Genomic DNA, 12,590 nt, shown 5'->3' with positions numbered 1-12,590 from the left:
GGTCGGCGCGCCATCGGCCGGAGCCGGGCGCCGGGGCAAATTCGCGGCGTGAGCCCGCATTGTGCATCAAACGCGCGCCGGCCGGCCGGTACGGCGCCGGGTCACGGCTGCGGCGGCAGCAATTTCCACTGCGTCAGGATGGCGGCGATCTGCCGCGCGTACTTGTCGCGCAGCGACGGTGTTTCCGAATGATAGGCGCCGACCGCCTGCCACGTGTTGCCGTAGCGGTTCATCTTCTGCTTGAGATGCCACGCGGCGATGTAGACGTTCTTGCACGGCTCCATCAGCGTATCGCGGCCGATCCCGTAGCGCGACAGCGTCGGCAGGTGGATCGAATTGATCTGCATCAGGCCGTAGTCGACCGAGCCGTTCGTGTTCTTGTTCAGCGCGCCGGGCCGGTTGCGCGACTCCTGCCACGCGATCGCGCGCAGGATCAGCGGATTGACCTGCTGATATTTTGCCGCCTCGTCGAAACAGTCCGCGCGAGCGTTCGCGCTGGCGAAACATGCGCCGGCGGCGATCATCAACGCGATCGAAACGAACCGTCTGTTCATTGATCGAAAAGTGCAGAAAATGGGGGCGGGAAAACCCGCGGCCGCAACGGAATTCGCGCGATATGCAATGCGACGCTCGTATCATACCGGCAGCCGGTCGCGTTGCGGCAAGCGCGGCGCCGCATGCCGGGTTATACCGCATTTTCGTTTCAATCCATCCTGAAATGATGACGGAGACGAACAAACGGCAGCAAACGCGAAATCTTACATCTCGCATACATACGTCAGGAATACTGTCGTATGTGAGACAGTCCTCGGGTCAATGTGATATTTCGGACATGAAAAACTGCTAATGTCGCCTCTTTAGGACTTGGATCCCAGCACTACCGCCGGAAGTGGCCTGAGCCGGCATCGACCCATTCATCCATGACAAGAAATCGCTTCGTTATGCGGCGCGTCGCCACGACCCTGATCGTCGCCGGCATCATCGTCTCGCAGGCCGCCTACGCTCAGGTCACGCTCAACTTCGTGAATGCGGATATCGACCAGGTCGCCAAGGCGATCGGCGCCGCAACCGGCAAGACCATCATCGTCGACCCCCGCGTGAAGGGGCAGCTCAATCTCGTGGCCGAACGGCCGGTGCCGGAAGACCAGGCGCTGAAGACGCTGCAGTCGGCGCTGCGGATGCAGGGCTTTGCGCTCGTGCAGGATCACGGCGTGCTGAAGGTCGTGCCCGAGGCCGACGCGAAGCTGCAGGGCGTGCCGACCTACGTCGGCAACGCGCCGCAGGCGCGCGGCGACCAGGTGATCACGCAGGTGTTCGAGCTGCACAACGAATCGGCGAACAACCTGCTGCCCGTGCTGCGGCCGCTGATCTCGCCGAACAACACGGTGACGGCCTACCCGGCGAACAACACGATCGTCGTCACCGACTACGCGGACAACGTGCGGCGCATCGCGCAGATCATCGCCGGCGTCGACAGCGCCGCGGGCGCGCAGGTGCAGGTCGTGCCGCTGCGCAACGCGAACGCGATCGACCTCGCCGCGCAGTTGCAGAAAATGCTCGACCCGGGTGCGATCGGCAACAGCGACGCGACGCTGAAGGTGTCGGTCACGGCCGACCCGCGGACCAACTCGCTGCTGCTGCGTGCGTCGAGCGCGTCGCGCCTCGCGGCCGCGAAGCGCCTCGTGCAGCAGCTCGACGCGCCGAGCGCGGTGCCCGGCAACATGCACGTCGTGCCGCTGCGCAACGCCGATGCGGTGAAGCTGGCGAAGACGCTGCGCGGCATGCTCGGCAAGGGCGGCGGCGAAACCGGCGCGTCGGCGACGTCGAACGACGCGAGCGCGTTCAACCAGGGCGGCTCGTCGTCGAGCGGCAACTTCTCGACCGGCACGTCCGGCACCCCGCCGCTGCCGTCGGGCGGCCTCGGCGGTTCGTCTTCGTCGTCGTACGGCGGAGGCTCGTCGCAAGGCGGGGGCCTCGGCACGGGCGGCCTGCTTGGCGGCGACAAGGACAAGAGCGGCGACGACAACCAGCCGGGCGGGATGATCCAGGCCGATTCGGCGACCAACTCGCTGATCATCACCGCGTCGGATCCGGTCTACCGCAACCTGCGCTCGGTGATTGACCAGCTCGACGCGCGGCGCGCGCAGGTCTATATCGAGGCGCTGATTGTCGAGCTGAACTCGACGTCCCAGGGCAACCTCGGCATCCAGTGGCAGATCGCGAACGGCAATTTTCTGGGCGGTACGAACTTCGTGTCCGGCCTTTCGGGTGCGGGGGGCAGCGGCAACATCCTCGGGGTGTCGGGTGCGCTTGCGACCGGCGGTGTGCAGGGTCTCGGCCAGTTGCCGAACGTCCTCCAGCAGGGGCTCAACATCGGCTGGCTGCACAACATGTTCGGCGTGCAGGGGCTCGGTGCACTGCTGCAGTATTTCTCGGGCGTGAGCGACGCGAACGTGCTGTCGACACCGAACCTGATCACGCTCGACAACGAGGAAGCGAAGATCGTCGTCGGCCAGAACGTGCCGATCGCGACGGGCTCGTATTCGAACCTGACGAGCGGCAACACGAACAACGCGTTCAATACCTACGACCGTCGCGACGTCGGCCTGACGCTGCACGTGAAGCCGCAGATCACCGACGGCGGGATCCTCAAGCTGCAGCTCTATACCGAGGATTCGGCGGTGGTCGCCGGCACCACGACCGCGCAGACCGGCCCGACCTTCACGAAGCGCTCGATCCAGTCGACGATCCTGGCCGACAACGGCGAGATCATCGTGCTCGGCGGCTTGATGCAGGACAACTACCAGGTGTCGAACAGCAAAGTGCCGCTGCTCGGCGACATCCCGTGGATCGGCCAGCTGTTCCGTTCCGAATCGAAGGTGCGCGCGAAAACCAACCTGATGGTGTTCCTGCGCCCGGTGATCATCAACGACCGGCAGACCGCGCAGGCGATCTCGTCGAACCGCTACGACTACATCCAGGGCGTGACGGGTGCGTACAAGTCGGACAACAACGTGATCCGCGACAAGGACGATCCGGTCGTCCCGCCGATGCCGATCGGCCCGGGCGAAGGCGGTTCGGCGCTGAACCTGTTCGACCTGACGAAGATGCGCCGCCAGCAGCAGGGCCAGCAGCCCGTGCCCCAACAGCCGTCGCAACAGCAACCGGCCGTCCAGCCGCAAGCCGTCCCGCAGCAGCAGATGCAGCAACAGCCGCTGACGGCACCCACGGCCCCGTCGGGAGCGTCGAAGTGAGCGACGTGCTCGCGTCTTCCGCCCACGACGGCGCGCCGGGCGAACGCCAGCCGCCGTCGCCGCTCGCCGCGCGGCTGCTGCCGTACGGCTTCGCGAAGAGCGGCCAGGTGCTGATCGCGCACCAGCTCGACGACACGCTCGAGGTGTGGATCAGCGAACGCACGAGCGATGCCGCGCTCGCGGAGATCGCGCGCAACTTCGGCTCGATCTCCGTGCATCGCGTGCCGGCCGACGAGCTCGCGCAGGCGATCAACCACGCGTACGCGCGCCAGGACGGCAGCGCGGCCCAGGTGGTCGGCGAGGTCGAAGGCGAAGTCGACCTGTCGCGGCTGATGCAGGACATCCCCGAAGTCGAGGATCTGCTCGAATCGGAAGACGATGCGCCGATCATCCGGATGATCAACGCGCTGCTCACGCAAGCGGCGCGCGAACAGGCGTCGGACATCCACATCGAGCCGTTCGAGAACGCTTCCGTCGTGCGCTTTCGCGTCGACGGCACCTTGCGTGACGTCGTGCGGCCGAAGAAGGCGCTGCACGGTGCGCTGATCTCGCGGATCAAGATCATGGCGCAGCTCGACATCGCCGAGAAGCGCCTGCCGCAGGACGGCCGCATCACGCTGCGTGTCGGCGGCCGGCCGGTGGACGTGCGCGTGTCGACGCTGCCGACCGGGCACGGCGAGCGTGCGGTGCTGCGTCTGCTGGAAAAGGATGCGCAGCGGCTGAACCTCGAAGCGCTCGGGATGGGCCGCGACACGCTCGTGCAATTCGACAAGCTGATCGCGCGCCCGCACGGCATCGTGCTCGTCACGGGCCCGACCGGCTCGGGCAAGACGACCACGCTGTATGCGTCGATGTCGCGGCTCGAAACCGCGACGACCAACATCATGACCGTCGAGGACCCGATCGAATACGACCTCGGCGGCATCGGCCAGACGCAGGTGAACGAGCGGATCGGGATGACCTTTGCCCGTGCGCTGCGCTCGATCCTGCGCCAGGATCCGGACGTGATCATGATCGGCGAAATCCGCGACCTCGAAACCGCGCAGATCGCGGTGCAGGCGTCGCTGACGGGCCACCTCGTGCTCGCGACGCTGCACACGAACGATGCGGCATCGGCCGTCACGCGCCTGACCGACATGGGCGTCGAGCCCTACCTGCTCGCGTCGTCGCTGCTCGGCGTGCTCGCGCAGCGGCTCGTGCGCCAGCTCTGCCCCGTCTGCAAGGAAGAACGCCAGGAAGAAGGCCGCACCGTGTGGCATCCGGTCGGCTGCGACAAGTGCGGGCATTCGGGTTATTCGGGCCGGCGCGGGGTATACGAACTGCTGCTGGTCGACGAGTCGATCCGCTCGCTGATCCACCGCAACGCGGCCGACGCGGAGATTCTCGCCGCCGGTCGTGCGGAAGGGATGCGCACGCTGCGCGACGACGCCGAGCGCTGGCTCGCGTCCGGCGCGACGTCGCTCGAGGAAGTGTTGCGCGTGACGGGAGGCGCATAGCGCGATGCCGGCATTCCGTTTCGAAGCAATCGATTCGGCGGGACGCGCGCAAAAGGGCGTCATCGACGCCGACAGCGCGCGTGCCGCGCGCGGCCAGCTGCGTACGCAGGGGCTGACGCCGCTCGTGGTCGAGCCGGCCGCCAGCGCGACGCGCGGGGCGCGCTCGCAGCGGCTCGCGTTCGGCCGCAAGCTGTCGCAGCGCGAACAGGCGATCCTCACGCGCCAGCTCGCGAGCCTGCTGATCGCGGGGCTGCCGCTCGACGAGGCGCTCGGCGTGCTGACCGAGCAGGCCGAGCGCGACTACATCCGCGAACTGATGGCCGCGATCCGCGCCGAGGTGCTCGGCGGGCATTCGCTCGCGAATGCGCTGGGCCAGCATCCGCGCGACTTCCCGGAAATCTATCGCGCGCTCGTCGCCGCGGGCGAGCATACCGGCAAGCTCGGCATCGTGCTGTCGCGCCTCGCCGACTACATCGAGCAGAGCAACGCGCTGAAGCAGAAGATCCTGCTGGCGTTCACGTATCCGGGGATCGTCACGCTGATCGCATTCGGCATCGTCACGTTCCTGCTGAGCTATGTCGTGCCCCAGGTCGTCAACGTGTTCGCGAGCACGAAGCAGCAGCTGCCCGTGCTGACGATCGTGATGATGGCGCTGTCGGATTTCGTGCGGCACTGGTGGTGGGCGATCCTGATCGCGGTCGTGCTCGTCGTGTGGTTCGTGAAGGCGACGCTGTCGCGCGACGGCCCGCGGCTGCGCTTCGACCGCTGGGTGCTGACCGCGCCGCTCGCGGGCAAGCTCGTGCGCGGCTACAACACGGTGCGGTTCGCGAGCACGCTCGGCATCCTCACCGCCGCCGGCGTGCCGATCCTGCGCGCGTTGCAGGCGGCCGGCGAGACGCTGTCGAACCGCGCGATGCGCGCGAACATCGACGACGCGATCGTGCGCGTGCGCGAAGGCTCCGCGCTGTCGCGCGCGCTGAACAACGTGAAGACGTTTCCGCCGGTGCTTGTGCACCTGATCCGTTCCGGCGAGGCGACGGGCGACGTGACGACGATGCTGGATCGCGCGGCCGAAGGCGAAGCGCGCGAGCTCGAGCGCCGCACGATGTTCCTGACGAGCCTGCTCGAGCCGCTCCTGATCCTGGCGATGGGCGGCATCGTGCTCGTGATCGTGCTGGCCGTGATGCTGCCGATCATCGAGCTGAACAACATGGTGCAGTAACGGCCGTGCCGGCCGTCACCGGACGTTCAGCGCATGTAGATCGCGGGGGACGGCGTGTTCGCCGGCAGCTGGATTTCGGCGCGGGCGCCGTTGCGGTCGACGACGATCGAACGCGGGCGGACCTCGGCGAGCTTCGCGCCGGGCGTGACCTCCGCGCCGAGCGACACGGCGCGCGGCGGTTCGCCGCCGACGCCGACGATCGCGGCGGCACCGCGATCGAGCGAGAGGATGCCGAACAGGTGGATGTCCTGCACGGGATTCTTGTCGAGCTGACCGCCGAAGAGCGCCGCGGCGTCCTCGGTACGGATCGGCAGCCGCGCGGCGGCGGCGGGCAGCGGCGCTTCACGGGCTGACAGCGTGACGACCCAGTAGGTGGCCGTCGCGCACAAACCCGCGAAGAGGGCTAGGGAGAGGATCCGGATCGAGAGCGCGTTCATGCGCGCTATTGTACGGATGTATGTGAAATTTGCGTTGGGTGAAAGCCCTCGGCAATGCGCGCCTTACAATGCGTGCTCCGCGCCCGGCGCAATCGGCGCAGCAGTCCCGCAGGGACCTGACCCGGTTGTTTCGGAAACGTCACTCAACCAACGACATTTTTTGGAAAGAGGTAGTCAGTCATGCAAACGTGGATCACTCGCCGCAACGCGGCCGTGCGTCGTCAGCGCGGTTTCACGCTGATCGAGATCATGGTGGTGGTCGCGATCCTCGGGATCCTGGCGGCGCTGATCGTGCCGAAGATCATGAGCCGCCCGGACGAGGCGCGCCGCATCGCCGCGAAACAGGACATCGGCACGATCATGCAGGCGCTCAAGCTGTACCGTCTCGACAACGGCCGCTACCCGACCCAGGATCAGGGCCTGAACGCACTGATCCAGAAGCCGTCCACCGATCCGATCCCGAACAACTGGAAGGACGGCGGCTATCTCGAGCGTCTGCCGAACGATCCGTGGGGCAACGGGTACAAGTACCTGAACCCGGGCGTGCACGGCGAGATCGACGTGTTCAGCTACGGCGCCGACGGCAAGGAAGGCGGCGAAGGCAACGATACCGACATCGGTTCGTGGCAATAAGCGCTCGCTGACCGGCCCGACGTCTCTTTTTTCTGATCCCCATGCTCGCCATCCGCACGACTTCCCGCTTCGGGCGCGGCTGCCGTGTGCGCCGGGCCCCGGCGCGCGCGGATGGCGTGCGGGCGCCGCAGCGCGGCTTCACGCTGCTCGAAATGCTGGTCGTGCTGGTAATCGCGGGCCTGCTCGTGTCGCTCGCGTCGCTGTCGCTCACGCGTAATCCGCGTACCGACCTGCGCGAGGAAGCGCAGCGCATCGCGCTGCTGTTCGAGACCGCCGGCGACGAGGCGCAGGTGCGTGCCCGGCCGATCGCATGGCAGCCGACCGCGCACGGCTTCCGTTTCGACGTGAGCTCGCCCGACGGCTGGCGCACGCTGCGCGACGACCTGCTGCGCCCGCGTGACTGGGACGGCGGCGTCACGGGCGCCGACATCGACTATCCGGGGTCCGACACGCGCGCGAGCCGCGTCGTGTTCGGCACCGAGAGCATCGACACGCCGGTGCGCGTGACGCTGCATTCGGCCGCCGGCAGCGCGACGATCGTTGGCACCGGCAACGGCCGCTACGAGGTGCAATGACGATGCATCGCCGGCCGTTCTTCTCCCCTTCCCCCGCTCCCGCGATGCGTCCCTGCACGGGACGTTCAGCGGCGCGCGGTTTCACGATGATCGAGGTGCTGGTCGCGCTCGCGATCATCGCGGTCGCGCTCGCCGCGTCGATCCGCGCGGTCGGGACGATGGCGACCAACGCCTCCGATCTTCATCGCCGGCTGCTCGCCGGCTGGAGCGCCGACAACGCGCTCGCGCAGATGCGGCTCACGCATGCGTGGCCGGAGATCGGCGAACAGAGTTTCGACTGCTCGCAAGGCAACGTGCAGCTCGTCTGCACGCAGCGCGTGAGCACCACGCCCAACCCGGTGTTCCGGCGCGTCCGGATTTCGGTGAGCACGCCCGGGCATGCCGGCGTGCTCGCGCAGATGGTGACGGTGGTCGCGAATGAAACCAGCCGTCCGCTCTGACGCGCCGATGCGACGCCCGTTCGCCCGCCCCGCCCGCGGCTTCACGCTGATCGAGCTGATGATAGCGATCGCGATCCTCGCGGTGGTCGCGATCCTCGCGTGGCGCGGGCTCGACCAGATCATGCGCGGTCGCGACAAGGTCGCGGCCGCGATGGAAGACGAACGCGTGTTCGCGCAGATGTTCGACCAGATGCGCATCGACGCGCGGCTCGCCGCGACCGACGACGAAGCCGGCCAGCCGGCGATCGGCGTCGCCGGCAACACGCTGCAGATCGTCCGCGAACTCGAGGTGCCGGGCGTCGCGCCGCGGCTGCAGGTGGTCCGCTACCGGATCGCCGGCGGGCGGGTCGTGCGCTACGCGTCGCCGCCGGTCGACGACGCGAACCGGCTGCGCGGCATGCTGAAGGACAGCAGCGTCGAAGGCTGGAGCTGGGTCGCGCTGATGGGCGGCGTCGGCGCGATCGACGCGAAGCTGTACGTGCCGCGCGTGGGCTGGACCACCAACCTGCAGACGGCCGACGACGCGCTCGCGCAGAACAACGATGCGCTCAAGGTGCCTCAGATCGGCAACGCGCCGCCGACGCGCGCGGTGACGGGGCTGCAGGTCAGCATCGGTGCGACGTCGCTGCGCGTGCCGGTCACGCGCATCTTCCTCGTCGGGGAATGACGATGCGCGCGCGCCCTCACCGTTCATCACCCGCCGCCCGTGCTGCCGGTCGCGCACGGGCACGCGGCCGCCAGCGCGGCGCGGCGATCATCACCGCGCTGCTGGTCGTCGCGCTGTCGGCGATCCTCGTTTCGGGGATGCTGTGGCGCCAGCAGGTGCAGATCCGCCGCATCGAGAACCAGCGCGAGATCGCGCAGGCGCAGTGGGTCGCGCGCGGCGCGCTCGACTGGACGCGGATGATCCTGCGCTCCGAAGGCGATACGGCGCCCGGCATCACGTACCTCGGCGGCATCTGGGGCGTGCCGATCGCGAAGACGAAACTGTCGGACTTCATGGGCAAGATCGGCGTGGGCGGCGGCGACGGCGGCGAAGACACCTATATCTCCGGCTCGATCGAGGACGCCCAGGCGAAGTTCAACCTGCGCAACCTCGTGGCGTCGCCGGCGCCCGGCGTGCTGCAGTTGAACGTCACGCAGGTCCAGGCGTTCCAGCGCCTGCTGACGACACTCGGCTACGACGGCGCGTTCGCGAAGCGCATCGCGCTGCAGGTGCGCGCGGGCCTGCTGCATTCGGCGACGCGTTTCCAGATGCCGACGCTGCCCGGCGCGGCGGGCGCGCCCCTGCCGGAAGCGGGCACCGGCACGCAGGGCACGGCCTTCACCGACGAGCCTGGCCTTGCCGACAGCGATCGCGGGCCCGCGCCGCTGATGATGACGGGTGTCGACAGCCTGCTCGACGTCGACGGCGTGACACCCGAGATGGTCGCGCGGCTGCGCCCGTTCGCCACCGTGCTGCCGACCACGACGCCCGTGAACATGAACACCGCGCCGGCCGAGGTGATCGCGGCGCTGATCCCAGGGATGAGCGTGTCGTCCGCGCAGGCGCTCGTGTCGCGCCGCGAGACCGTGTTTTTCCGCAACGTCGCCGATGTGCAGCTCGCGCTGCGCGGCGCCGGTGCGCCGCCGAACGTGACGCTCGACTCGAGCCTCGTCGACGTCAATTCGAGCTATTTCATCGTGCATGGCCGGATCCAGCACGAACGCGCGGAGGTCGATCGCACCTCGCTCGTGTATCGTGATCCGACCACGCACTCGACACGGGTCGTGCGCATCCGCGACCAGCTATAACGACGCCATTCGGGAGAGGAGCTCTTGTGAGCACGTTGATTGTTTCTTTGCCGCCGCGCGAGCCTGCCGTGCCGTTGCAGGAATGGCAGTGGCCCGAGCTGCCGTTCACGCTCGTCGACAAGGCCGGCCATGTGCAGCGCGCGGGCCGCGCCGCGCTCGCGCTGCTGCCGCGCGCGAACGCGACGGTGCTGATCGTCGCCGCGCGCGACGTGCTGCTGCTGGCCGCGACCGTGCCGCCGCTCAAGGGGCCGAAGCTGCGCCAGGCGCTGCCCAACATCGTCGAGGATCAGCTGATCCAGGATCCGCTCGGCTGTCATATCGCGCTCGATCCGGACGCGCTGCCCGACGGGCGCCGCGTGCTCGCCGTCGTCGATCGCGCGTGGTTCCGCACGATCTGCGAAGCGTTCACGGCGGCCGGCCACCGGCACCTGAGCGCGGTACCCGCGACGCGCTGCCTGCCGCCGCCGCTCGCGGCGGCCGCAGCCGTCACCGATCCGGCGCCGGCGGCCGACGAGGCCGTCGCCGAAGCCGAGGCTGACGCCGCCCCGCCGCCGCGCCCGACCGCGGTCGCCGCGGTGCTCGGCCTCGCGGCGCCGGTCGAACCGGTGCTCGTCGAGGCCGGCGCGCTGCCGGCCGCGGCCGGGGCGCCGCGCCTCGAACTCGCGGTCGCGCGCGGGGCGCTCGGCGAAGGCTTCGCGGCGCCCGCGACGCGCGCGGCCGGCACGCTGGCCGCGCTCGCGGGCGGCGGCGACGTCGAACTGTACGAACTCGGCGAGCCGGGCGCGGAGCCGCGGCTCGCGTCGGTCAAGCGCACGGACGTCGAGCCGTCGGGCGCCGCTGCGCTGCTGCCGGGTGCCGCGCCGCTGTCGTTCGACGCGTTCGCGCGGCGCGCGCTGACCGAGAAGTTCGACCTGTGCCAGTTCGAATTCGAATCGCAGCCGTGGCGCTTCGATCGCGCGACGGTGAAGCGCCTGCGCGTGCCGCTCGCACTCGCCGCGGCGACGCTCGGCGTGGCGGTGATCGGGATGAACCTGCACTGGTGGAAGCTGTCGCGCGAGCGCGATGCGCTGTCGGCGCAGATCACCGAGACGCTGCTGTCCGCGTTCCCGAAGACGACGACGGTGCTCGATCCGCCCGCGCAGATGCAGCGCCAGCTCGACCAGTTGCGCCTGGCGGCCGGCGAGCTGTCGCCGAACGATTTCCTCGCGCTGTCGAGCGGGCTGTCGCGCTCGATGGGCGCATTGCCGCTGAACGGCATCGCGTCGCTCGACTATCACGACCGGCGGCTCGACGTCGGCTTCAAGCCGGAGGTCAAGGTCGATCCCGATTTCACGCAGCGCCTCGCGCGTAACGGACTGTCCGGCGAAGTCGACAGCAACACGGGCAAATGGACGATCCGGAGCCGCTCATGAAGACGGAACAACTGAACCAGACCCTCACGCAATTCTGGGGTGAGCGCTCGCCACGCGAAAAAATGCTGCTCGGTTGGGGCGGCGCCGTGCTGGCGGTCGCGATCGCGTATTCGGTGCTGTGGTCGCCCGCGCAGGAAGGCCGCGCGCGGATCCAGCGCGAGCTGCCGACGATGCGCCGCGAGCTTGCGCAGATGACCGCGCAGGCGAACGAGGCGAAGTCGCTGGCGGCCGCCGCGCAAGGCGTGGCACCGACCGGCCTCGCGCTGAAGGACGCGCTGACCGCGTCGCTGTCCGATCACGGGTTGCAGGGGGCGCAGGTACAGATCGTCGGCAACGGCGTGCAGATCCAGATGAAGAACGTGTCGTTCCCGGCGTGGACGCAGTGGCTCGACGATGCGCGCCGGCAGTTCAAGGTGCAGGTCGGCGAGGCGCATGCCACCGCGCTGAAGGACGACGGCCAGGTCGACCTGACGGCCGTGATGCAACCGTCTACGCAGAAATGACGCAGTGGACGACGCAAGTGGCGGTCGGCCGATGAGGCCGTGGTCGAGACGGCTTGGGGCCGCGTTGCCGTGGCTCGCGGCGGGCGGACTGGCGACGGCGGTGACGCTCGTCGCGCTCGCGCCGGCCGCGTGGATCGCGCCGCAGTTCGCGCGCGCGACCGGCGGGCACGTGAATCTCGTCGATCCGGACGGGTCGCTGTGGCACGGTTCGGGCACGCTGATGCTCGCGCCGGGGGCCGATCAGAGCGCGGCGACGCTGCTGCCGGGCCGCGTCGAATGGACCACGGGCTTCTGGCCGCTCCTGACCGGGCGCGTGCAGATGCGCATGCGGCAGACCGAGGCGATGCCGGATGCGGTCACGCTCGATGCGACGTGGCGCGGCGCGGTGTTGTCGGCGGGCACGATGGCCGTGCCCGCGTCGCTGCTCGCGGGGCTCGGCACGCCGTTCAACACGCTCGACCTGCAAGGCGACGTGCGGCTCGGCTGGAGCGACTGGCGCCTGATCGGCAACAACGCGTTCGGCCAGCTGACGGTGACGATCGACTCGATGAGTTCGCGCGTGTCGCGTGTGAAGCCGCTCGGTTCGTACCGCGCGGTGCTGCAGGCGAAGGGGGCCGGCGCCGATCTCGACCTGTCGACGACGCAGGGCCCGCTGTTTCTCGACGGCCACGGCAACTTCGGCCCCGGCCAGGGATCGTTCCGCGGTACTGCGCATTCGGCGCCCGAGCAGCAGGCGAACCTCGCGGGGCTCCTGAACCTGCTCGGCCACCCGATCGGGAACAACGAGGTTTCGCTGATCTTCGGCGACGCGCAGCGCTGACGCG

General features: G+C 68.9%; 13 protein-coding genes. 11 read left to right on the top strand and 2 right to left on the bottom strand.

The features are described 5' to 3' along the window. Positions 1 to 101 precede the first annotated feature (101 nt). Positions 102 to 554, bottom strand: a complete 453-nt coding sequence (locus WT26_RS03675) for a lytic transglycosylase domain-containing protein (protein ID WP_069272213.1) — start codon at positions 552 to 554, stop codon at positions 102 to 104. A 366-nt stretch (positions 555 to 920) separates the two neighbouring features. Between WT26_RS03675 and gspD the strand changes: the two genes are divergently transcribed. From gspD to gspF, 3 genes are read left to right on the top strand one after another with little or no spacing between them, the layout of a single operon-like run. Continuing rightward, the gene (gspD, locus tag WT26_RS03670; protein ID WP_069272212.1) at positions 921 to 3,254 is read left to right on the top strand and encodes a type II secretion system secretin GspD; all 2,334 of its coding nucleotides are present in this window, start codon (positions 921 to 923) and stop codon (positions 3,252 to 3,254) included. Further along, entirely contained in the window at positions 3,251 to 4,750 is a 1,500-nt protein-coding gene (gene gspE / locus WT26_RS03665) for a type II secretion system ATPase GspE (RefSeq protein ID WP_059527886.1), read from the top strand. The genes gspD and gspE overlap by 4 nt, the downstream gene beginning before the upstream one ends. 4 nt (positions 4,751 to 4,754) lie before the next feature. After that, complete coding sequence (gspF, locus tag WT26_RS03660) at positions 4,755 to 5,972, top strand: type II secretion system inner membrane protein GspF (protein WP_021160406.1); 1,218 nt, start codon at positions 4,755 to 4,757, stop codon at positions 5,970 to 5,972. A gap of 26 nt (positions 5,973 to 5,998) precedes the next feature. Here gspF and WT26_RS03655 read toward each other — a convergent pair whose 3' ends face one another. Then, positions 5,999 to 6,409: a type II secretion system protein N gene (locus WT26_RS03655; protein ID WP_027788737.1), complete on the bottom strand. Its 411-nt coding sequence runs from the start codon at positions 6,407 to 6,409 to the stop codon at positions 5,999 to 6,001. A gap of 180 nt (positions 6,410 to 6,589) precedes the next feature. On the opposite strand from WT26_RS03655, the gene gspG reads away from it, so the two are divergent. The 8 genes from gspG to gspN are packed head-to-tail and all read left to right on the top strand — an operon-like array spanning position 6,590 to position 12,586. Continuing rightward, positions 6,590 to 7,042: a type II secretion system major pseudopilin GspG gene (gene gspG, locus WT26_RS03650; protein ID WP_011350483.1), complete on the top strand. Its 453-nt coding sequence runs from the start codon at positions 6,590 to 6,592 to the stop codon at positions 7,040 to 7,042. 41 nt (positions 7,043 to 7,083) lie between these two features. Continuing rightward, positions 7,084 to 7,617: a GspH/FimT family pseudopilin gene (locus tag WT26_RS03645; RefSeq protein ID WP_069272211.1), complete on the top strand. Its 534-nt coding sequence runs from the start codon at positions 7,084 to 7,086 to the stop codon at positions 7,615 to 7,617. Positions 7,618 to 7,661: 44 nt separating this feature from the next. Next, on the top strand, positions 7,662 to 8,057 hold the full coding sequence (gene gspI / locus WT26_RS03640) for a type II secretion system minor pseudopilin GspI (RefSeq protein WP_069272210.1): 396 nt from the start codon (positions 7,662 to 7,664) through the stop codon (positions 8,055 to 8,057). Further along, positions 8,035 to 8,724: a PulJ/GspJ family protein gene (locus WT26_RS03635; protein ID WP_081066824.1), complete on the top strand. Its 690-nt coding sequence runs from the start codon at positions 8,035 to 8,037 to the stop codon at positions 8,722 to 8,724. The genes gspI and WT26_RS03635 overlap by 23 nt, the downstream gene beginning before the upstream one ends. Positions 8,725 to 8,726: 2 nt before the next feature. Further along, positions 8,727 to 9,851, top strand: coding sequence for a type II secretion system minor pseudopilin GspK (gene gspK / locus WT26_RS03630; protein ID WP_069273680.1), 1,125 nt, complete (start codon positions 8,727 to 8,729; stop codon positions 9,849 to 9,851). 26 nt (positions 9,852 to 9,877) lie between these two features. After that, a complete protein-coding gene (gene gspL, locus WT26_RS03625) occupies positions 9,878 to 11,263 on the top strand; it encodes a type II secretion system protein GspL (protein WP_069272209.1) in 1,386 nt (461 codons plus the stop codon). Then, positions 11,260 to 11,766, top strand: a complete 507-nt coding sequence (gspM, locus tag WT26_RS03620; protein ID WP_069273679.1) for a type II secretion system protein GspM — start codon at positions 11,260 to 11,262, stop codon at positions 11,764 to 11,766. The genes gspL and gspM overlap by 4 nt, the downstream gene beginning before the upstream one ends. A gap of 31 nt (positions 11,767 to 11,797) precedes the next feature. After that, positions 11,798 to 12,586 carry a type II secretion system protein N gene (gene gspN / locus WT26_RS03615; protein WP_069272208.1) on the top strand — a complete coding sequence of 263 codons (789 nt, stop codon included), beginning with the start codon at positions 11,798 to 11,800 and terminating at the stop codon, positions 12,584 to 12,586. Positions 12,587 to 12,590: the final 4 nt, after the last annotated feature.

The sequence above is a fragment of the Burkholderia cepacia genome (assembly GCF_001718835.1).
Classification (GTDB): domain Bacteria; phylum Pseudomonadota; class Gammaproteobacteria; order Burkholderiales; family Burkholderiaceae; genus Burkholderia; species Burkholderia cepacia_F.
The sequence above is the reverse complement of the archived record's forward strand: the minus strand, read 5'-3'. Positions and strand labels throughout refer to the sequence as shown.